This is a genomic window from Paraburkholderia sp. J10-1 (genome assembly GCF_905220165.1).
GTDB lineage: Bacteria > Pseudomonadota > Gammaproteobacteria > Burkholderiales > Burkholderiaceae > Paraburkholderia.
In genome coordinates, this window is sequence record NZ_CAJMYW010000028.1 from 1 (window position 1) to 20,190 (window position 20,190).

At 64.5% G+C, this 20,190-nt stretch carries 16 protein-coding genes and 2 pseudogenes; 4 read left to right on the forward strand and 14 right to left on the reverse strand.

Annotation, left to right across the window (positions count from 1 at the left end; all coding sequences use genetic code 11):
• Positions 1-244, forward strand: a pseudogene (locus U5A65_RS38185) (hypothetical protein); the annotation flags it as partial.
• 10 nt (positions 245-254) lie between these two features.
• Here the strand turns inward: U5A65_RS38185 and dctA are convergent.
• Both dctA and U5A65_RS38195 read right to left on the reverse strand, forming a co-directional pair.
• On the reverse strand, positions 255-1,598 hold the full coding sequence (dctA, locus tag U5A65_RS38190; protein WP_321949461.1) for a C4-dicarboxylate transporter DctA: 1,344 nt from the start codon (positions 1,596-1,598) through the stop codon (positions 255-257).
• A 120-nt stretch (positions 1,599-1,718) separates the two neighbouring features.
• Entirely contained in the window at positions 1,719-2,885 is a 1,167-nt protein-coding gene (locus tag U5A65_RS38195) for a mandelate racemase/muconate lactonizing enzyme family protein (protein WP_321939205.1), read from the reverse strand.
• A gap of 116 nt (positions 2,886-3,001) precedes the next feature.
• Between U5A65_RS38195 and U5A65_RS38200 the strand changes: the two genes are divergently transcribed.
• On the forward strand, positions 3,002-3,925 hold the full coding sequence (locus U5A65_RS38200) for a LysR substrate-binding domain-containing protein (protein WP_321949462.1): 924 nt from the start codon (positions 3,002-3,004) through the stop codon (positions 3,923-3,925).
• Between the two features lie 33 nt (positions 3,926-3,958).
• Here the strand turns inward: U5A65_RS38200 and U5A65_RS38205 are convergent, their stop codons facing one another.
• The 8 genes from U5A65_RS38205 to U5A65_RS38240 all read right to left on the reverse strand — a co-directional run bounded on the left by U5A65_RS38205 (position 3,959) and on the right by U5A65_RS38240 (position 14,099).
• On the reverse strand, positions 3,959-4,681 hold the full coding sequence (locus U5A65_RS38205; protein WP_321949463.1) for an SDR family oxidoreductase: 723 nt from the start codon (positions 4,679-4,681) through the stop codon (positions 3,959-3,961).
• A gap of 9 nt (positions 4,682-4,690) precedes the next feature.
• Positions 4,691-5,479, reverse strand: coding sequence for a DeoR/GlpR family DNA-binding transcription regulator (locus U5A65_RS38210; protein ID WP_321913354.1), 789 nt, complete (start codon positions 5,477-5,479; stop codon positions 4,691-4,693).
• Between the two features lie 165 nt (positions 5,480-5,644).
• Positions 5,645-6,868, reverse strand: coding sequence for a sialidase family protein (locus tag U5A65_RS38215; RefSeq protein WP_321949464.1), 1,224 nt, complete (start codon positions 6,866-6,868; stop codon positions 5,645-5,647).
• A 59-nt stretch (positions 6,869-6,927) separates the two neighbouring features.
• Positions 6,928-8,337: a sodium:solute symporter family protein gene (locus tag U5A65_RS38220; RefSeq protein ID WP_321913356.1), complete on the reverse strand. Its 1,410-nt coding sequence runs from the start codon at positions 8,335-8,337 to the stop codon at positions 6,928-6,930.
• Positions 8,338-8,406: 69 nt separating this feature from the next.
• Positions 8,407-10,740, reverse strand: a complete 2,334-nt coding sequence (gene pdxA, locus U5A65_RS38225; RefSeq protein ID WP_321949465.1) for a 4-hydroxythreonine-4-phosphate dehydrogenase PdxA — start codon at positions 10,738-10,740, stop codon at positions 8,407-8,409.
• Entirely contained in the window at positions 10,737-11,906 is a 1,170-nt protein-coding gene (locus U5A65_RS38230; RefSeq protein WP_321949466.1) for an iron-containing alcohol dehydrogenase, read from the reverse strand. Before U5A65_RS38230 ends, pdxA begins: the two co-directional genes overlap by 4 nt.
• A gap of 58 nt (positions 11,907-11,964) precedes the next feature.
• Positions 11,965-12,852 (reverse strand): 4-hydroxy-tetrahydrodipicolinate synthase, encoded by an 888-nt coding sequence (gene dapA, locus U5A65_RS38235; RefSeq protein WP_321949467.1) that lies wholly within the window; start codon positions 12,850-12,852, stop codon positions 11,965-11,967.
• Between the two features lie 98 nt (positions 12,853-12,950).
• Positions 12,951-14,099 carry a porin gene (locus U5A65_RS38240; protein WP_321913360.1) on the reverse strand — a complete coding sequence of 383 codons (1,149 nt, stop codon included), beginning with the start codon at positions 14,097-14,099 and terminating at the stop codon, positions 12,951-12,953.
• A 325-nt stretch (positions 14,100-14,424) separates the two neighbouring features.
• Here U5A65_RS38240 and U5A65_RS38245 point away from each other — a divergent pair, with 325 nt between their 5' ends.
• Positions 14,425-15,327, forward strand: a complete 903-nt coding sequence (locus U5A65_RS38245; protein ID WP_321949468.1) for an NAD(P)-dependent oxidoreductase — start codon at positions 14,425-14,427, stop codon at positions 15,325-15,327.
• Positions 15,328-15,389: 62 nt separating this feature from the next.
• Here U5A65_RS38245 and U5A65_RS38250 read toward each other — a convergent pair whose 3' ends face one another.
• From U5A65_RS38250 to U5A65_RS38265, 4 genes and pseudogenes are all read right to left on the reverse strand, one after another.
• The gene (locus U5A65_RS38250) at positions 15,390-16,631 is read right to left on the reverse strand and encodes a cystathionine gamma-synthase family protein (RefSeq protein ID WP_321949469.1); all 1,242 of its coding nucleotides are present in this window, start codon (positions 16,629-16,631) and stop codon (positions 15,390-15,392) included.
• Between the two features lie 96 nt (positions 16,632-16,727).
• On the reverse strand, positions 16,728-17,714 hold the full coding sequence (locus U5A65_RS38255; RefSeq protein ID WP_321949470.1) for a GNAT family N-acetyltransferase: 987 nt from the start codon (positions 17,712-17,714) through the stop codon (positions 16,728-16,730).
• A 132-nt stretch (positions 17,715-17,846) separates the two neighbouring features.
• Positions 17,847-19,116, reverse strand: a pseudogene (gene cls / locus U5A65_RS38260) (cardiolipin synthase).
• Positions 19,117-19,218: 102 nt separating this feature from the next.
• Positions 19,219-19,647, reverse strand: a complete 429-nt coding sequence (locus tag U5A65_RS38265; protein ID WP_321913365.1) for a MarR family winged helix-turn-helix transcriptional regulator — start codon at positions 19,645-19,647, stop codon at positions 19,219-19,221.
• Positions 19,648-19,790: 143 nt separating this feature from the next.
• On the opposite strand from U5A65_RS38265, the gene U5A65_RS38270 reads away from it, so the two are divergent.
• Positions 19,791-20,159, forward strand: a complete 369-nt coding sequence (locus U5A65_RS38270) for an antibiotic biosynthesis monooxygenase family protein (RefSeq protein WP_321913366.1) — start codon at positions 19,791-19,793, stop codon at positions 20,157-20,159.
• The last annotated feature ends 31 nt before the right edge of the window (positions 20,160-20,190 follow it).

Here is a 20,190-nt window from a genome sequence, read left to right on the forward strand (position 1 = left end):
GATGAGCGCCTTGTCACTCAGTTCAGTGGTGCGAGGTGACAGACGCTCCGGAGCCATTCACCTGGAGTGGTGCGAGATGAACTGTGGCAGGCGCTGGCGGTTTGAGCGGCTTTCTTTTGCCTACTTTTCTTTGCCGCTGCAAAGAAAAGTAGGTGCCGCCCCGCACAGGGGCAACGCTGGCATACCGACTCGAACACAAGGAAAGGCCAAAGCCCTCAACGCACAGAAGGTTTTCTTCTACTAGCCACCTTAAACTAACCACTCCGCGCGCCAGCAACAGTCTCACGCCCCTGCAAACCCAGATCGACAGCACGCTCCCCAGACTCGAAGTCAACCGCGCCATTCAAAACTGCTCGCGCGCGATCGACATCAATCGCCCCTTCCCACCGGGCAACCACAATAGTCGCCACCCCGTTTCCGATCAGATTCGTCACCGCACGGGCTTCATTCAGAAAGCGATCCACGCCAAGCAGCAGCACGAGCCCCGAAACCGGAATCTTGTGCATCGAAGCGAGCGTAGCCGCAAGCGCCACGAACCCCGCGCCCGCGACGCCAGCCGACCCCTTCGAAGTCAGCAGCAAAACGCTCAGCACAACAATCTGATCGAGCACCGTGAGATGAATATTCATCGCCTGCGCGACAAAGAGCGCCGCCATCGTGAGATAGATCGCCGTGCCGTCCGCGTTGAACGTGTAGCCGGTCGGCAGCACCATGCCGACAACCGGCCGCGAGCAGCCCAGGTGCTCCATCTTGACCAGCATCTGCGGCAGCACGGCCTCGGTCGACGCCGTGCCGAACGTGATCAGGATTTCGTCGCGGATATAGCGCAGATACTTCCACAGCGAAAAGCCGCAAACGCGCATGACGAGCCCGAGCACGACCACGACGAAAAAGATCGACGTCACATACAGGCACAGCATCAACTCGCCAAATGACGCCAGTGTGCCGAGCCCGTACTTCGCGATGGTGAACGCCATGCCGCCAAAAGCGCCCACGGGCGCGACATACATGACGATACGCACGACACCGAACATGCCCTGCAAAAACATGTCGAGCATATCGACGAGCGGTGCAGTGCGCGGACCAAGCTTCGCCAGGGCGATGGCGAACAGCACGGAGAAAAAGATGATGGGCAGAATTTCGCCATTCGCAAACGCGCCGACAATGCTGTTCGGCACGATGCTCATGAGAAACCCGATCGCCGTGTGATCGTGAGCGGCGTGTGCGTAGCCGGCGATAGCCGAACTGTCCAGGTGCGCCGGATCGATGTTCATGCCGCTGCCTGGCTTGATCACGTTCACGACAACGAGGCCCACCAAAAGCGCGATGGTCGATGCCACTTCGAAGTAGAGCAGCGCCTTCACGCCTACACGCCCCGCTTCGTGCAGGTCGTTCATGCGGGCAATGCCCACGACGACCGAGGCGAAGATGATCGGCGCGAGCGCCATGCGGATCAGCTTGATGAAGAGATCGCCGAGCGGCTTGAGATCGGCGCCGAAATCCGGGTAGAAGTGGCCGACGAGAATGCCGGCCACAATGCCGATCAAAACCTGTACGTAGAGCTTCGAAAGGTACTTTTTGAGTGTCGAGGGCCGCATGTCTGTCTCCTGAGCATGGCGCCATCCAGGTGAATCCAGGCGACCGCCAACCGCCATGCGTGCAGCGGTTGTGTTTCCGGTCGCGCTTTTCCCTTTACTTCGTTGCGCTTCGCGCGAGCGTCACGGTGCGAGCTTTTGCATCTGCTCAAACAGATCGGCCTTGCCCTCGAAGCCGATGCCGGGCAGGTCGGGCATCGTGATATAGCCGTTGTCGACCTTCACGCCATCGGGGAAGCCGCCATACGGCTGGAACAGGTCGGGGTACGACTCGTTGCCGCCAAGCCCGAGACCCGCCGCGATGTTGAGCGACATCTGATGGCCGCCGTGCGGAATGCAGCGGCTCGCCGACCACCCGTGTTGATGCAGCATCTCCAGCGTGCGCAGATATTCGACGAGGCCATAGCTGAGCGCGCAGTCGAACTGCAGCCAGTCGCGGTCGGGACGCATGCCGCCGTAGCGGATCAGGTTGCGCGCGTCCTGCATCGAGAACAGATCCTCGCCGGTCGCCATCGGCTTGTCGTAGTAGTTGCGCAGCGTGGCCTGTAATTCGAAATCGAGCGGGTCGCCCGGCTCTTCGTACCAGAACAGGTCGTATTGCGAGAGCGCTTTGGCGTACTGGATCGCGGTGTCCAGATCGAAGCGGCCATTGGCGTCGACGGCAAGCTTCTGGCCGTCGCCGAGCACGCTCAGGATCGAGTCGATGCGGCGCAGGTCCTCGTCGAGCGATGCGCCGCCAATCTTCTTCTTCACGACCGTGTAGCCGCGGTCGATATAGCTGCGCATTTCGTCTTTGAGCTTGTTGTGGTCCTGGCCCGGGTAGTAGTAGCCGCCCGCCGCGTACACGAAGATCTTGCGGTTCGGCTGCCCGTTGCCGTAACGGTCGGCGAGCAGCTGAAAGAGCGGCTTGCCTTCGATCTTCGCCACGGCGTCCCACACCGCCATGTCGATCGTGCCGATCGCCACCGACCGCTCGCCGTGGCCGCCTGGCTTTTCGTTGGTGAACATCGTGGCCCAGATCTTGTGCGGGTCGAGGTTGTCGCCCGCGTCGTTCACGAGCGAGGCGGGATCGGCTTCGAGCAGGCGCGGGATGAAGCGCTCGCGCATCAGCGTGCCCTGGCCGTAGCGGCCATTCGAGTTGAAGCCATAGCCGACGACAGGCTTGCCGTCGCGGATCACATCGGTGACCACGGCGACGAGGCTCAGCGTCATCTTGCTGAAGTCGATATAGGCGTTGCGGATCGAGGAACTGATCGGCACGGTTTTTTCGCGGATTTCAACGATTCTCACGGGTGTCTCCTGGTGGCACGGCCAGCGCTGGTGGTTGGCTGGCTGTTGGAGACGCTAGGTTATGCGCCCGGATCGGTACTATGATTCACTTGTTTTCACATCTTTATTAACCTGCGGTGAAGAATGACCTGACCTCGTATCTGGAGTTTTTCGTCCTGCTCGGGCGTTACGGAAGCCTTTCGAGCGTGGCGCGGGACATGGACATCACGCCGCCGGCGGCGACCAAACGGCTCGCGCAGCTCGAGGCGCGCCTGGGCGTGCGGCTCGTCAACCGGACGACGCGCAGCGTGAGCCTGACCGCCGAAGGCGAGACCTTTCTGCACTACGCGGCGCGCATTCTTGCCGAAGTGAAGGAAATGGAAGACGTGGTGTCGTCGAGCCGTTCCGTGACGCGCGGCTTGCTGCGCGTGAACGCGACACTCGGCTTCGGGCGCACGACGATTGCGCCGCTCGTTTCGGAGTTCGCGCGGCGCCATCCGCATGTCGAGGTGCAGCTCGACGTCACCGACCGGCCGATCGATCTCGTCGAAAGCGGCGTGGATCTCGCGATCCGTTTTGGGGAGCTGCCCGACAAGCGGCTCATTGCGCGGCGCATCATGACGAACCGCCGCCTGCTGTGCGCCTCGCCGCGCTATCTGGAGCGGCAGGGCACGCCTGCCACGCTTGCGGATCTCGCCAGTCATCAGTGCATCGTGCACCGCCAGAACGACAGCGCTTATGGCATATGGCGGCTGGAGCGCGGCGGCGAGGCGCATTCCGTAAAGGTGCACGGCATGCTGTCGAGCAACGACGGCGACATCGTGCTCGGCTGGGCGCTCGACGGTCACGGCATTCTGCTGCGCTCCGAGTGGGACCTGGCGAAGTATCTGGAGAGTGGGCGTTTGCGCGTCGTGCTGCCTGAGTTCGTGCAGCCGCTTGCCGATTTGTTCGTCTATTACCCGAACAAGCGGAACCAATCGGCGCGTGCGCGCGCGTTCATCGAGTTTCTGGCGGAGCGCTTCAATCAGCACGATGCGGTGGCTGCGCCCGGGGCCGAGTGAGTCCCCCTAAAGGCGTATGACGCGCCTCGCACGCTACAGCGAACTGCCCCCGCAGATCATGATCTGTTGCCCCGTGATCGCGCCGGCCTGCGGGCCCAGCAGATACGCGACCATCGAGGCCACTTCCTCCACGCTCACGTAGCGCCCGATAGGCGGCATGACCGGCGCGCTCGACGTGCGCTGCGGGTCGCTCAGCATGGGCGTGGCGGTCGCGGCAGGCGACACCACGTTGACGGTGATGCCGCGCGGCGCAAGCTCGATGGCCCAAGAACGCGCCATGCCGACCATGGCGGCCTTGACGGCCGCGTACTGGCTGCGCCCGGCGGCGCCCGCCGACACGCGGCTGCCGATCAGCACGATGCGCGCGCCTTCGAGCATGGCGGGCACGAGCGCGTTGGCAAGCGCCGAGGCGGCGGCCACGTGCAAGCGCCACATCGCTTCGCCACTGGCTTCGTCGAGTTCGCCAAGGCGCGCCGTTGTCATGAAGCCCGCTGCGTGCACAAGGCCGTCAACCGTGCCCAGCTGTTGTGCGAGTCCGGCAATCGCGGCGGTATCGTCGAGGTCAGCGGCGCGCCACGTGAAGCGGGGATGATCGAGGTCCGGCGCGCTGCGGCTCAGGCCAATCACGTCATGGCCTTCGGCGAGCAGTTGCTTCGCAATGGCGTAGCCGATGCCGGAGCTTGCGCCCGTCACGACCATGCGTTTGTTCGTGGCGCCAGCCAGCGTGTCAATCGTTGGGTTCGTTGCGTTGTCCATTGTCGTCTTTCAATGCGCGGCTCCCGCGGGCACTTCAATCGGCTCGATCGTGAGCCCCGCGAGATTGCGGAACGCCTGCAACTCGACATGCGTAGCGCTCGCGTCCGTGATCAGCGTCCACGGCTTTTCAATCGGCGCCCAGTGCTGCTGGCTGTCGCGGTTGAGCTTGTCGGCGGTCACGAGCACGAAGAGGCTCGCGGCCTGCCGCATCAGGCATTCCTTGAGGTAGGCCTGGTCGGCGGTCGCTTCACACAGGCCGCGGCCGGGCACCACGCCATCGGCGCCGAGGAAGGCCTTGTCGACCGTCACCCGCGTGAGCGCGAGCTGCGCGATCGGCCCGAGCGTGCTCATGCTCGACTCGCGCACCTCGCCGCCAATCAGCGTGAGCGGCACACTGCTGCCCGCGAGCGCCTGCACGACGAGCAGGTTGTTGGTCACCACGCGTATGTCGTGGCGGCCGGCCTGAGCGAGCGCGCGTGCGAGCGCGGCGGTGGTCGTGCCGCTGTCGAGGAAGATCGTGTCGCCGGCGCGCACGTGAGCGGCCGCCGCGTGGCCGATGGCGTCTTTCTCCGCCTGGAAGCTCTGGCGGCGCTGCTCGAGCGATTCCTCGGGCGCGTGCGTGCCGACCGAGGCCGCACCGCCATAGGTGCGCAGGATCAGCCGGTCGTCGGCGAGCGCGCGCAGATCGCGGCGCACGGTGGCCTCCGACATGCCGAAGTGTTCGCACAACTCTGACACCTCGGTCATGCCGGAGAGGACGGCCTGGAGCATGGCTTCGCGGCGGCGGGCTACTTTCATGGAGTGTTCGGCGTTGGGTTCGGGACGCCGCTTCGCGGCGAGGCAGACGGCTTGGACAATACGGCGCGCACGCAGTTTACCGCGTACTTCACCCCGTACTGTATCCACTTTCCGACGCCTCGCGTTCATCGCGCAGGTCCCGGTTCCCGGTGTGCCCGTGACCCGTCAGGCTGCGGCGGGCGCGGGCTGCGTGGCCGCGGGGGCCGTGCTGGCCCATTCCTCGGCCACGCTCACGTACTTGATGCGCTGGCGGAAGTACGTGTAAGCGATATGCAGGCGGCCATCGGGCGACTGCGCGATCGACGGGTACGAGAACTCGCGGTTGAGCTTGTCCGTCGAGTTGTTCGTCATGCAGTAGCCGTCGCCCGTTTCCAGGTTGCGCGTGATGGGCCAGGTGCGGCCGCCATCCATGGAGATGGCGAGCGTCATCGGCGCGCGCGGTGCGCCCCAGAATGCGGTGCCGTGCGCCGAGGCGGCTTGCGTCACGAGATCGCCGCTGTCTTCCGAGTCTTCGATGTCGTCGTAGAGCGAGGCGCGCCGCCCGGTGCTCTGCGCCGCGCTGCTCGCGTTGAATACGAGGCCCAGGTGGCCGTTGGCGAGCGCGACGAACTGGATCGACGAGTTGTTGTTCGGCAGGGCGAGCGGCTCGGGCGCGCTCCACGCCATGCCGTCGGCGGAACGGCTTGCGTAGATATGGTCGGCCCAGCGGCTGCGGTAGAGCGCGAGGAGCGAGCCGTCAGCGAGCGGCTGGATGTTCATGTGCACGCAGCCCACGCTCGCGGGCACCGCGTGCTCGGTCCAGCTCGCACCGTTGTCGGTCGAGCGCATCACCACGCTCACGTCGTCGTTGCCCGACCAGCGCTCCCCGGGTTGCACGCGGCACAGGAACACCGGGCACAGCCACGCACCGTCGCGCGCCACCACGATAGGCTGGCGCACGAAGGTGCCGGGGCGTTCGAACAGCGTTTCGATGGAGCCCCAGGTGCGGCCTTGATCGGCGGAAACGCGCCGGCGCACGATCGAGGTGTTCTGGTGACCCGAGAGCTGCGCCGTGTAGATCAGCCAGATGTCGCCGTTGGGCGCGGCAAAGAGCACCGGGTTCTGCTCGGAGCGTGTGGGGTCGTCGGAGAGGCGCACCGGCTCGCTCCATTGGTCGCTGCCCTTGTTCAGGCGCGAGAGGTAGACCGAAATGTCGGGCACGCCTTCCTGTGTGCCGCCGAACCACGCGCACAGCACGTCGCCGTTGGCGAGCGCGAGCAGGTTCGCCGCGTGGCATTGCACCGTGGCGGCGGGGAGGTAGGCGTCCGTGCGCGCGGCGTCGCCGGCGGCGGCATGCAGGCGGCCGGGCAGGGTGAACGCGGCGTCGGGCAGCGTGGAGGGAGTCGTCATGATGTATTCCTGTTGCGGTGTGGCAAGGGGTTCGCAGGTCGCGCTTTGCGAGTCGCGCTTCACGAGTCGGTGTGCGCGACGCGCGGGCCGTTGCCGCTCGCCGTGGGCGTGAGCAGCTTTTCGACGACCATCACGATCGCAGGCGAAACGAGCGCGACGTACATGTTGTCGATGCCAAGCGGATTGCCGAGCAGATACCAGATCGTCGTGGCGATCGTGGCGACCACGAGCGCGCTGATCGCGCCGCGGTTGCTGTTGAAGAAGGGCAGGTAAATGCCCATCAGCGCGACCACGGTGACCGAGAGGCGCAGCGCGCGGGTGAAGAACGAGAGCGCGAGAATTTGCGGCACGAACAGCACGAAAATGAGCGGCAGGAAGCCCACCACGAAGGAGATCGTGCGCGTGGCGCGCAGTTCTTTCTCAGGCGTCGGGCGAAAGCGCGGTACGTAGAAGTCCTTGACGATGAGCGAGGCGATGGCGAGCGCCACCGTGCTCACGCTAACGAAGATCGAGGCGACGAGCGAGACCGTGACCACGCCCGAAAGCAGCGGGTGCATGTGCTGGAGAAAGATCGGCAGTGCGTAGAGGCTCTTGATGTTGGGGAACAGGAACTTCGCTGCGACGCCGAGAAAGCCGAGTGCAAGCGCGATGGGAATGCACAGCGCGCCTGCGATCAGCGTGGCGTTGCGCGCCTCGTTCGCGGACTTCGCGCCCGAGATCGCCTGAATGATGAACTGCGTGGAGAAGATCGCGCCGGCCGTGCCGATGATCCATGCACCGATCGTGCCGCCGCTCAGCATGCCGTTCCAGGTGAAATACTGGGCCGGCATGGCGTGCACCATCGGCGCGACGCCGCCCGTCATGGAGAGCGCGACCCACACGAGAATGCCGATGCCGATGAGTTTCACCGCGCTATGCAGGATCGTCACATAGGCCACGCTTTTCAGGCCGCCCCAGGCAAAGTAGATCGTGCTCACGACAGCGGTGATGAACGCGGCGGTGGGCAGGTTCACGCGCATCACGGTCGAAATGGCGGCGGCGCCGCTCACGTAGTTGCCCACGTTCACAATGAAGAGCGCGTAGATCATGACCGCGGAGACGACGAGCCGCGCCGTCTTGCCGTACTTCTGCGCAATGAAGCCCGAGATCGTGAATTCGCCTGAGCGGTACAGACGCTTGGCCATGAACAGGCCGAAGAACACGAAGCCGATGGAAGCGGAGATCACCGACCACGAGGCCGCGAGACCCACGTTGAAGGCTTCCTGTGAGGTGCCGATGGTCGACTTCGCGCCGATGTACTCCGACATCAGCAGGATGGCGATCACGATGGCGGGCGTGGAGCGGCCCGCGACCATGAACTGCTCGGTGGTCTTGCTGCGCAGCCGGATGCTGATCCAGGCCGTGACGACGATGTACACGACCACCATCGCAATGATGATGGAGGTGTCCCACACGGTGAGGCGATTCATAGGTGATGTCTCCGATTGTTGTGTGCTCAACGGCATGCGCCCGCATGCGCGGGCGCGCGCGTTGCGACGCTAGGCCGTTTGAACGGCGCGGCGCGTGGCGAGGTCTTGTGCCTGCTTTAGCGCTTCGAGCATGCTGCGTTCGTCCGCAATGCCCTTGCCTGCGATATCGAATGCCGTGCCGTGATCGACCGAGGTGCGGATCACCGGCAGCCCCACCGTCACGTTCACGCCCGCTTCGAGGCCCATCACCTTTACGGGGCCGTGGCCCTGGTCGTGATACATGGCCACGACCACGTCGAAGTCGCCGCGGCCCGCACGGAAGAACAAGGTGTCGGCGGGGAGCGGGCCCTCCACGTCCCAGCCGCGCTCGCGCAGCACGGCCACGGCGGGCATGATCTTTTCCTCTTCCTCGCCATAGCCGAACAGGCCGTTTTCGCCCGCATGCGGATTGATGCCGCACACGCCGATACGCGGTTGCTCGATGCCCGCGCGCATGAGCGTTTCGTGTGCGCGTTCGATCGTGCGCTGCACGAGGCCCGGCTCGATCTTGCGAATCGCATCGAGCAGGCCGATATGCGTCGTCACGTGAATCACGCGCAACTTCGGCGCCACGAGCATCATCGAGACTTCGGGAATGCCCGTGAGGTGCGCGAGCATTTCCGTGTGGCCGGGGAAGATGTGGCCGCCCGCGTGCAGCGCTTCCTTGTTCAGCGGCGCGGTGCAGATCGCGTCGAGCTCGCCCGCCGAAGTCAGTTCGACCGTGTGCGCGATGTACTGGTACGCGGCGTCGCCGGCAACGGCGGAAAGCTGGCCGTAGGGCATCGATTCGGGAATCAGGCCGAGGTCGATGCAGTCGACCACGCCGAGCTGGAAGCGGGCTTCGGCGGGGGCCTTGATCGAGCGCACTTCGAGCGTGACGCCCGCGCGCCGTCCGGCATCGACGAGCCGTTTGGCGTCGCCGATCACGAGCGGGCGGCAGCCGTCGTACACCGACTGGTGCGCGAGGCTCTTCATGATGATTTCCGGGCCCACGCCGGCGGCATCGCCCATCGTGATGCCGATTACGGGACGATAGTTCATGGCTTCCTCTTTGCTGGATTGGCGCGGCGCCTTCGCGTGCGCTTGCGTCATGGCGGCGAGCCGCTGCCATGCACGATAAAGGGTGTCGGGACGCCCGAAGCCGCCCGCCTTGGTGACGACGGGCAACACGCGCGACGCCTCGGTGGCGGCCATGAGCGGCACGCCGTTTTCGACTTCTTCGATCACCCGCAGCGTGGCCACACCCATGGCCGCGAGCAGCGCGCGCGCCGTTTCGCCGCCCGTGGCGATCAGTGCGGCTGCGTGGGCGGCTGCGGGGGCGAGGCTTTCCGCGAGCTGGCGGGCGAGCAGTTCGCCATCGCCAATCAATACGCGCTCGGTTTGGCTCAAGGCCACCACCGCGTGGCGCCCGCGCATGAGCGTGTTCGCAACGCGGGTGCCCAGCGTGAGCGACTCGGGGCTCACCGGGTCGAGCAGCGCCACGACGTCGACTTCGAATACGTCGACGGCGTCGCCCGCATGGGCGCGCAGCGTGGCGACCTGCTCGTGCGAGACACTTGACATGCTGCCCACCACGGTCAGCACGCCGCGCGGGTGTTGCGAGATCGTTGCGTGCGCAACGGCAGGCGTGGACGTTGCTGCACTGTGCTGCGCGCTTTCGTTCGTGAGCGTTGCGATCAGCGTTTGCGCGAGTCCCGCCGAGCCGACCCAGAACACGCCGTCGAGCGTGGCGGACGCTTCGGCAAGCATGGCGAGATCGGCGTCCGTTTCGCTGTCGCAGACCACGGCCTGGCACTTTGCGGCGCGCAAGGCTTCGAGGCGCGCGCGCAGCGGCGCCGCGCCTTCGCGCACCGCTTGCAGGCCGATGTGCTCGACCCGCAGGCCAGCGCCCGTGAGTATCGAAGGCAGATGGCCCGTGCCGCCGAGACTTTCGTTGCGCCAGACTTCCGTCGCTTCGACGGGCGTGCCGTTCACGAGAAGGCATCCGTCCTGCGTCGTGCGGCCCGCCTCGGGCAGCGCGGGCGCCACGATCGCCATGCCCGCGTGCGCAGCGAGCGCGGCCACTTCGGCGGCGACGTTGCCTCGCAACGTCGAATCGATCTTCTTGTACACCCGCCGGCCGGCAGCGTGCGTGCACCATGCCTGCGCATTCGCGCTCGCGGCATCGGCGGGAGAGGCACGGCGCGTGTCGGTGTCGATCGCGAGCACGTCGGGACCGGCCGTGCGGTCCTGCGCCGCTGAAGCGTTCAGGCACACCACGCTGGAGAGGCCGCGATGCGTGCTCTTCACGGCGCAGTCCGCCGTGCCGGAGAGATCGTCGCCGAGAATCAGCAGGCGCACGTTGCGGGTAGTGGGCGCGTTCATGGCAGCAGACGGCTGTAGATTGCCTTGATATCGTCGAGGCTCAGCGCCTTGGGGTTGTTGCCGAGCAGGCGCTTGACCTTCGCGGCTGCAACGGCGAGCGCATCGAGATGCGTTTCCGACACGCCGAACTGGCGCAGATCCTGCGGAATCGCGAGCGCCGCGGTCCATTCGCGCAGGCGCTCGAGGAATTTGTCGGCGGCTGCCTGATCGCTGTCGTCGTGCTGCGCGATGTCGAGCGCGTGCGCGACCGTGGCGAGGCGGCCGACGATCGCGTCGAGATTGAACGCCATCACGTGGGGCAGCAGCATCGAGTTGGCCACGCCGTGCGTGATGTTGAACATGCCGCCGAGCGGGTAGGCGAGGGCGTGCACGGCGGCCGTGCCGGCCGCGGTGAGCGCGAGGCCGCCGTACATCGAGCCGAGCAGCATGGCTTCGCGCGCCTTCAGCGAGTGGCCGTTCTCATAGGATTCGAGCAGGTTCGCGCCAATCAGGCGCATGGACTCCATCGCGAACATGTCGCTGATGGGGTTGGCCTTGGTCGAGATATACGACTCGAGCGCGTGAATGAACGCGTCCATGCCCGTGGCGGCCGTAATGGGCTTCGGCAGGTCGAGCGTGAGCGTGGCGTCGAGTATCACGAGCTGCGGCAGCAAATGTCGGCTCACGATACCCACTTTCAGCTCCTCGTCGGGCAGCGTGACGATGGCGTTGGGCGTGACCTCGGAGCCGGTGCCGGCCGTGGTCGGCACGAGAATGAGCGGCACCCCCGGCGTCTTGATCAGATCGATGCCGAGCCATTCGCGCAGCGGCTGCGCGTTGGTGAGGCGCGCGGCGAAGAGCTTCGCGGCGTCGAGCACGCTACCGCCGCCAACCGAGAGCACCGCATCGGGCGCGAACGGCTCGATCTGGCCGCGAAACACCGTCTCCACGTTCTCGATAGTCGGCTCGGGCTGCACGTCGCGCACGATCAATACTTCGATGTCCTTGGCTTCGAGCGCCGCCACGACGCGCGCCGCGACGCCGTTTTCCTCCATCACCGGTTGCGTGATGAACGCAATGCGGCGAACCGGGCGGTCGAGCAGCGCGAGCTTTTCGGGCAACTGGTCGAGGCTGTTGGCGCCGTGCACGACGTGCTTGACGGTCTGGAAGTGGTAAGCGGGGTTCATATCGTGAGTCTCAATTTCGATCTTGCGGATGGGCGTTCGTTTGGTTGTCGACGTGGCTTCAGGCAACACGCGGGTAGATTTCGAGCGCCTTCGCGAGGCGTTCGCGCGTGGCGGCATCGAGCGGCTGCGCGGGCGAGCGCGCCGGGCCGGCGGGCATGCCGAGCATGGCGGCCGCGGTCTTGAGCACGACCGGCATCGTGCCGAGCGCGAAGGCGTCGCGCAGCGCGCGCAGCGATTCCTGGGCGCGGCGGGCCGCCTCGATGTCACCCGCCTGGAAGTGATTCCAGATCGACATCACGACGCTCGGCACCGCATTCGTCGTGGCGGCAACGGCGCCATCGCCGCCCGCGATCAGCGACCAGAGAATCATCGAATCGGTGCCGGTAAATACGGCGAAATCGTCGCGGCGCAGGTTGATGAGCTGCAGCAGGCGGTCGAAGTCGCCGCCGCTGTCCTTGATGCCGCGAATGTTCGGAATTTCGGCCAGGCGGCGCACGGTGTCGATGGTGAGCGTCACGCCCGCTTTGGCCGGAATCGTGTAGAGCATCACCGGCAGCGGGGTGGCGCGCGCGATGCGCTCGTAGTGCGTGAACAGTTCGGGCTGCGAAGCACCGTTGAAGTACGGCGTGATGACGGAGACGGCGTCCACGCCCGTGTCCAGCATCTTGCTGTTCAGTTCGATCACGTCGCGCGTGGCATAGGCGCCGGTGCCCGCGATCACCGGCACGCGCGAGCGCGCCTGATCCACGGCGATGCGCGCGATGCGCAGCTTTTCCGCCTCGGAAAGCGCGATGAATTCGCCATTGGTGCCGAGCACGAACAGCGCGTGCACGCCTGCGCCGATCAGGCGCTCGACGAGGGTGCGCAGGCCGGCTTCGTCGACTTCCTCGTCGGCGGTCATCGGGGTGATGAGGGCGGGGATGATGCCCCGGAAGTTCACTGCCATGTTCGTTCTCCGCTTCGCCGGAGAGCAACGCCTCGCTGCCCTCCAGCCATCGCGGCGCGATGGGGCGCGCCGCCATTGTTTGCTGGCTCGTTTGCCTGCTAGAACCGGTGCCGCAGCCCCAGTGCCGCGACGATCTGATGCGAGTTGCTCGAAGCCGTGATCGGCCAGAGCGCGGCCACGGCGGCCTTGCCTGTCGAGTCGGTGCCGCTTGCGCGCTGGTAGGCAGCGGTCAGGTAAATATCGGTGCGCTTGGAAAGCAGATAGTCGCCGCCGATATTGGCCTGGTTGTAGTGCGCGTCGCCGGCGCCGTGGCTGTTCGTATATTCGTACGCTACGCCCATCAAGAGCGCAGGCGTGAACTGATAGCTGAAGCTCACTTCAGCATTGTCGAACACCGCCGTTGCCCCATGGTAGGCCGCAATCGGCGCCGCCGCCGCGCCCGAGCCGAGGTCCTCGAAACGCGAGTTCGAGTACGCGAGACCGACCTTCGCGTTGCCGAACGTGTAATTGCCCGCCACCGAAGCGACCTGTTGCGTGCGTGCCGACGTGTAGCCCGAGAAGATCGGCGAATTGTTCGGCGAAATGGGTGCGGCGCCGGCCGTGCCGTCCCACAGCGCCGTGTTGGGGCGCGAGGTGTTGATGTACGACGCGGCCAGCGCGAGCGGCCCCTGCGTGTAGCCCGCCACGAGGCTCCAGATGCGGTTGTTGTTGAAGGCGCCCGGCGTGCCGCCGAAGCTGAACAGCGCGCCGCCGCGCAAGCCGTGATAGCTCTGGCTCAGGAACTTGATGCTGTTGCTCACGCGCGAATTCACGTACAGGTTGTCGGTGTCGCCCGGATGCGCGCCAATGCCGCCCGCCCACTGGTTCGCGACGACGAGCGGGCCGACAAGATCGGCGGAAGGCTCGTTCTGGCGGCCGAGCGTGACGCTGCCGACCGGCGTGGATGCGCCCACCCAGGCTGCGCGGCCGAACATGCGGCCGTTCTGGCCCAGCGTGCCCGTGGTGCTGCTGAAGCCGTTTTCGAGCTGGAAGATGGCTGCGTACCCGCCACCCAGATCCTCGGAGCCTTTGAGGCCCCAGCGGCTGCCGGACAAGACACCGCTCGACATCTGGTAGTTCGCCGACCCCTTCTGGTTGTTCGTGTACACGAGCGACGTGTCGATCAAACCGTAGAGGGTGACGCTGCTTTGCGCATGTGCGCCGATCGCGGCGCCCAGCAAGCCAAGCATGGCGGTGGTCCTTCTCATCGTTTTTTGTCTCCGGCTGGGTGGGTTATTTGATTGATTCGATCAAAGCGGGGCGGATTTCAGCGGTTGGACGCCCTTGGTTTGATCGGTTGAGTCATCTTATTTGACCGAATCGATCGTTTCAACCGAGGGAAAACCCTGAATTTGATTGAATCGATCATTTTTTGGAGGGTTCGTCAGGCGTGGACCGCGCAAATTGACTGCGCAGCGCGAGGACATTCCACCCGGCTGGAAAGGCAGGGGCGATCGTTACAGCCGGGCAATGTTTGCGGTAACGTGCCGATTCGCAGGGGCTGGCATCGAGCGACGAACTGGAGAGAGACAGATGGCAAAGCGAGTCATAGTGACCGGCGGCAGCGGCCTTGCCGGAAAATGGGTGGTCGAGAACCTGGTGGCGCACGGCTACGAAGTGTTGAATCTGGACCGCGTGCCCACGCCAAAGCGCACCGCGCGCACGCTGATCACGGACATTACGGACGCGGGCCAGGTGTTCAATGCGATCGCGTCGACCACGGCGCCGGTGGAATTCGCCGACGACCTGGAGCCGCAGCCGATCGACGCGATCGTTCACTTTGCGGCGATCCCCCGCATCATGTTGACGACCGATAACGAGGTCTACCGCATCAATGTGATGGGGACCTACAACATCCTGGATGCCGCTGCGAAGCTCGGGGTTCGCAAGGTGATCGTGGCTTCGAGCGAGACGACTTACGGCGTGGTGTTCGCCCACCGCCATCGCGATCCCGCGTACTTTCCGCTCGACGAGGACTACCCGGTGGATCCGATGGACAGCTACGCGACCTCGAAAGTGGTCAACGAAGTGACCGCGAAGGCATTCCAGGCGCGCACCGGGTCGGACATTTACTGCTTTCGCATTGGCAACGTGCTCGACCCCGAGGACTATGCGAAGTTCTCCACGTGGCTGAAGGACCCGGCGCTGCGCAAGCGCATTGCGTGGAGCTATATCGACGGGCGAGATCTCGCCAACGCGTGCAGGCTGGCCATCGAAACGGACGGGCTCGGCTTCCAGATCATGAACGTCGCGGCGGACGACGTGTCGTCCGACTTGCCGACCCAGACCCTGCTGGATCGCTACTATCCGGGCGTGCCGGTCAAGAAGCCGCTCGGCGAGTTCGAAACGCTGCTCAGCAACGAGAAGCTCAAGCGGCTGCTTGGCTGGAAGCAGCAGCACTACTGGCGCGATGAGGCGAAACGCTTCAATCCGTAAGCGCGATAAATGAAAAGGGCCAGCGCGTGCTGGCCCTTTTCAAGTAAACGACCCGCGAGGCGTCAGGCGGCCAGCTTGAGCGCTTGCGAGAAGTCCGCGATCAGGTCGTCGATATCTTCGATGCCCGCCGAAAGGCGCAGCATGCCGTCGGAGATGCCCATTGCCTTGCGCGTTTCTGCGCCGGCTTCGAAAAAGATTGTCGGCGCAACGGGAATGATGAGCGTGCGCGTGTCGCCGAGGCCGGTCGCCTTGATCGGCAGCTCGAGCGCGTTGACGACGTCGATCATGCGCTCCGCGTTGAGCAATTCGAACGAGAGCAGCCATGATGCGCCCTTGAACAGCGCCTGTGCGACCTCGTATTGCGGATGGCTCTTGAGGCCCGGATAGAACACCTTGCCAACAGCCGCGTGGCCCTCGAGGAGCTGCGCAAGCGCGAGCGCGTTGTCGCTGCTTTGCTTCACGCGCAGGGCGAGCGTTTCCGCGCCCATCGCGATGGCGTGCGCCTGCTCCGAAGACAAGGAAGCACCCATGTCGCGCAGGCCCTTCTTGCGGATCTGCAGGAGCCCCTGATCCTTCGCAGGCGATCGCCGATAGTCGTCCGCGATGTTCGGGTACGCGCTCCAGTCGAACAGGCCCGTGTCCGTCACCGCGCCGCCGAGTGCGGCGCCATGGCCCGCGATGGTCTTGGTCAGCGAGTTGATGACGAGGCTCGCGCCGACCGCCTTCGGCTGGAACAACGCGGGCGAGGTAATCGTGTTGTCGACGACGTAGGCGATGCCGCGCTCGCGGCACAGCTCGCCGATGCCTTGCAGGTCGGGAATCTGCGTGCCCGGATTCGCGATGGTTTCGACGAACACCATGCGCGTATTCGGGCGGATGGCGTTCTTCACGTTCTCGGCCTCACAGGCGTCGACGGTCGTGACTTCCACGCCGAGCGTGCGCAATGTGCCGAACAGGCTGTTGGTGTTGCCGAACACGTAACGGCTCGACACGAGATGATCGCCCGCGCGCAGCAGCGTGAGGAAGGTTGCCGTGATCGCGGCCATGCCGGTGCTGAAGCAGACCGTGCCGGTGCCGCCTTCGAGGCTCGTGATCTTGCGCTCGAGCGCGGCGGTCGTGGGGGTGCCTTGCCGCGCGTAGTTGAAGCCGCCTTTCTTCGTGCCCTGGAACACGCCGATCAGGTCCTCGACGCGCTCGAAACCGTATTGCACGGACGTATGAATCGGCTGGCGCACGCCGCCGTGCTCGGTGCCCGCGATCCTGTCGCCGTGAACGATGCCAGTGGTGAAGCCTTGCTTGCTCATCCTTACTCCGTTTCTCAATCGATTGCGTTCGGCACATTATCGCCTGTAACGCGTGTTGCTGGCATTGGGGCGCACCGCGCCCATGTTCCCAGCGCACTAACGCAGTTCGGACTCCGACGGTTCCAGCACGCCGCGCAGTTTGCCGAGCAGCCAGTTGACCGGCGTATTGTTGTGCCGGTAGTGATTCCAAGTGGGAATCTGGCGCGCGCCCAGAATGCGTTTGAACTCATAGGACGTGGCGCCCAGTTCGATCTCCTCGAAGCCTTCGCGAATGCCGAATTCGACCGTGCGGATGAACATGGCGAAGTACAGGCCGTATTCGTGGCTCTTTGCGTAGTCGAGCCCGATATAGCGGTTGACGAGGTGCCGTCCCTTGCCGATCAACTGGGTGGAGCCAATCAGTTCGTCGCCCAGAAAGTACAGCAGATAATGGCTCAAGCTGCGGGTGTTGGCGAAATACTCCGGCGTGAGCTTCTCGAACTTCAACTCGGCCTTTTGCCAGGTGTTCAGATACAGCGCATGCACTTTGGCGACGAGATGATCGGGCAGCCCCGCGCATTCTTCATAGCGCAGTGCGGCCGCTTTCTTCAGCTTGCGTTTGAGCAGGTTTCTGCGGTCGCTCTTCATGGCCTGGTAGTAGTCCGGGCCGATCGACAGCACCGGCACCGGCAGGCCTTTTGCCGCCACGAAGCCGCGCAGCGGCAAATCCTCGGCGAAACCTTTGTATGCGAGCAGGCTCCCTTTCTTCGCAAGCGCCGTGCTGATGGCAGCGAGCGTTTCCTGCGAGACTTCACCCTGGATGCGGCCTGCGTCCACGGTCGGATGCCCGATGCAGGCCAGCTTGAAGCGGATCCAGCTCAAGCTGTTCTTCAGCCAGCCGCTGGGAAGCAGCGTATTGAGCCGGAAATTCATCACGAAGTAGGGCGCCACGGTCACGAGCGTGCTGTCCCGGTACACGGCGAAATAGCCGAAGCTGAAGTCGTCCAGCCGGGCCGTCTGAAAGGCCTCGTAAAACGCCGCCCCCTCCGGCTCGTCGCGCAGAAATCCCTCCGGCGGCGTGGCCAGATCCTCGATGTGCAGCATGGGTTGCGGTCCCCTTTTTTCTGACTGTTCTATTGACTGCCGGATGTAGGGCACCGATTGTCGGCGATCTTCGCTTCGTTGTCGAATGGCCCGCGGCGCCCGTGCAGGCGGCACAGGCATCGTCAACGCGGATCACAGTTGCGAATCGAGCAGGGCGGCCACGTGCTCCAGCAGCTTTTCGCGCAGCGGCCGGCGGCGCCAGTCGTCCAGTGTGATGCGCTTCGCGAGCGCAGCGTCGGCATCGAAAATGGCGGTCTGCTGGCGGGCGAAATCGCGGTCATAGATGTTGAGATTGGCTTCGTCGTTGAGCTTGAACGAGCGGCTGTCGAAGTTGGTCGAGCCGACCGACACCAGATAGTCGTCGACGACGATCAGCTTGCAGTGGAACATCGTCGGCTGATACTCGTACATCTGAACGCCCGCCGCGAGCAGATCGCCCCAGCATGCGCGACGCCTCGCGCACCGTGTGGGTGTCGATGTGCTTGCCGGGCGTGATGATGCGCACCGTCACGCCGCGCTTCGCCGCTTCGACAATGGCGTTGATCGTGAGTTTGTCCGGCACGAAGTACGCCGTCGACAAGTGGATGGTTCGCGTCGCGGCGGTGATCGCCATGAGGTACATCAGCTCCATGTCGTCGCTGCCGCCCGAAGGCGAACTGCTGAACATGTGCGCGAGGCCATTGCCCGCGGCGTCGATCGCCGGAAAATATTGCGGGCCGTGCAGCACATTGCCTGTGGACTTGACCCAGTTGTCCATGAAGACGGCCTGCATCTGCCCGACCGCCGGACCTTCCACGCGAAAGTGCGTATCGCGCCAGTGTTTTTCATCTTGCGCGCGGCCGGTCCATTCGTCGGCGATCCCCACGCCGCCCGTAAAGCCGATGCGCCCGTCGATCACGAGCAGCTTGCGGTGCGTGCGGTCGTTCATGCGGCCAAGACCGGTCCAGTGCGGCTTGTGATACAGCACGAGCTGCACGCCCGCCTCGCGCAGCATTTGCTGGTAGCGCTCGTCCATCTTCGAGGAGCCAACCCAGTCGAGCAGCACATGCACGGCAAGACCTGCACGCGCCTTGTCGGCCAGCGCGCTCGCGATGTCCTCGCCGATCGCCCCGGACCAGTAAATGAAGGTCTCGAAGGTGATGGTGTGCTGCGCCGAGCGCATGGCCTCCAGCATCGACGGAAAGATTGCGTCGCCGTTCACGAGCGCCTCGAAGCGATTGCCTCCCAGGACGGGTGGTCCGAGCAGCAGCCCCATCGAGCGGATGAACTGCGGACTGTCGCTGGCGTAGAGCCGTTCGATCTTGTGCTCGATCTTCTTCTCGCCGCTCGTGAGGTTCGCGATGACCAGGATGACGATGAGCGTCACCGCGACGGTCACGGCTATGAGGGCAATTGTCGACATGCGTGGGCCTCGCCTGGCGGATGGATCCATCGATGTCCCGGCGCCCGCCTGGGAACGATCCCATGCAGGTAGCACATTGCGTGCGCGAGTGGCCCCGGGCGATCAATCCGTGTCAGCGGCTGCGTCCATGTCGTCGAGATTCACCTGAAGTTTCATCAAGACGCGATGCGCGGCCTTGATCTCGCTGACCGTCACGCCCTCGGCCAGGCGGTTGACCCAGGGGGCCTGAAGACGCATGGCGGCTTCGAATGCCCGGCGGCCCTCGTCGGTCAGTACGACCAGCTGCGCGCGACGATGGTGTGGGTTTGTCTCGAAGCGCACCAGACCGTCGTTGGCAAGGTCGTTGACGATCCGTTGCACGTTCTGCCGATTGGCTCCCAGATCGCGGGCGATCCATGCCACCGGCTGTGGCCGCTCCGCAGCGCTGATGGCGCCCAGCATTTGCCAGCGTGCGCTCGTGAGCCCGAGGCCCTCGACGAGGCGGTCCCCCGAGGTGAGCAGCTGGCTATTGAGCCGGAAGAGATCGAGCATGATGCTCGACAGGAGTTCGCCAGCCGGTGTTCTCGCAGGTTCATGCATATGTCACCTTATTTCTAAATTGACATCATCATGTCAATTTACTATAAATTGCCCATGAAGGGTTGACATCATGCTTCCAGAACCAGGAGTGCACCATGCTGCAATTGCGACCGCTTGATCCGGCTTGTCCGATCGAGCATCAACTTGCCATTGACGCCGAGCCCGTTGTGCTCGTGAACGTCTTTACGCTCGATCTGGCCGATGAGGCGAAGTTTCTTGAGGTCTGGCACGACGACGCCGCATTCATGAAGCAGCAACCGGGCTTCATTTCGACGCAACTCCATCGCGCACTTGGGGCGCATCCGGCCTATATGAATTACGCGGTCTGGGAATCGACCGCGCATTTTCGGGCGGCGTTCTCTCATCCGGGGTTCAGGTCGAGCCTGGCCGCTTATCCTTCTTCGGTGATAGCATCGCCACACATTTTTCAGAAGGTTGCCGTGCCTGGGATTTGCGCGAGTTAGGCACGGCTTTTACGCTTTTTTGTGAGGTGCA

Bases quoted from the DNA above. Each gene is read 5' to 3' on its own strand.
- dctA (WP_321949461.1), bottom strand. From the start codon at position 1,598: ATGCGGCCCTCGACACTCAAAAAGTACCTTTCGAAGCTCTACGTACAG.
- U5A65_RS38205 (WP_321949463.1), bottom strand. From the start codon at position 4,681: ATGGACAACGCAACGAACCCAACGATTGACACGCTGGCTGGCGCCACG.
- U5A65_RS38210 (WP_321913354.1), bottom strand. From the start codon at position 5,479: ATGAAAGTAGCCCGCCGCCGCGAAGCCATGCTCCAGGCCGTCCTCTCC.
- U5A65_RS38215 (WP_321949464.1), bottom strand. From the start codon at position 6,868: ATGACGACTCCCTCCACGCTGCCCGACGCCGCGTTCACCCTGCCCGGC.
- U5A65_RS38220 (WP_321913356.1), bottom strand. From the start codon at position 8,337: ATGAATCGCCTCACCGTGTGGGACACCTCCATCATCATTGCGATGGTG.
- pdxA (WP_321949465.1), bottom strand. From the start codon at position 10,740: ATGAACGCGCCCACTACCCGCAACGTGCGCCTGCTGATTCTCGGCGAC.
- U5A65_RS38230 (WP_321949466.1), bottom strand. From the start codon at position 11,906: ATGAACCCCGCTTACCACTTCCAGACCGTCAAGCACGTCGTGCACGGC.
- dapA (WP_321949467.1), bottom strand. From the start codon at position 12,852: ATGGCAGTGAACTTCCGGGGCATCATCCCCGCCCTCATCACCCCGATG.
- U5A65_RS38240 (WP_321913360.1), bottom strand. From the start codon at position 14,099: ATGAGAAGGACCACCGCCATGCTTGGCTTGCTGGGCGCCGCGATCGGC.
- U5A65_RS38245 (WP_321949468.1), top strand. From the start codon at position 14,425: ATGGCAAAGCGAGTCATAGTGACCGGCGGCAGCGGCCTTGCCGGAAAA.
- U5A65_RS38250 (WP_321949469.1), bottom strand. From the start codon at position 16,631: ATGAGCAAGCAAGGCTTCACCACTGGCATCGTTCACGGCGACAGGATC.
- U5A65_RS38255 (WP_321949470.1), bottom strand. From the start codon at position 17,714: ATGCTGCACATCGAGGATCTGGCCACGCCGCCGGAGGGATTTCTGCGC.
- U5A65_RS38265 (WP_321913365.1), bottom strand. From the start codon at position 19,647: ATGCTCGATCTCTTCCGGCTCAATAGCCAGCTGCTCACCTCGGGGGAC.
- U5A65_RS38270 (WP_321913366.1), top strand. From the start codon at position 19,791: ATGCTGCAATTGCGACCGCTTGATCCGGCTTGTCCGATCGAGCATCAA.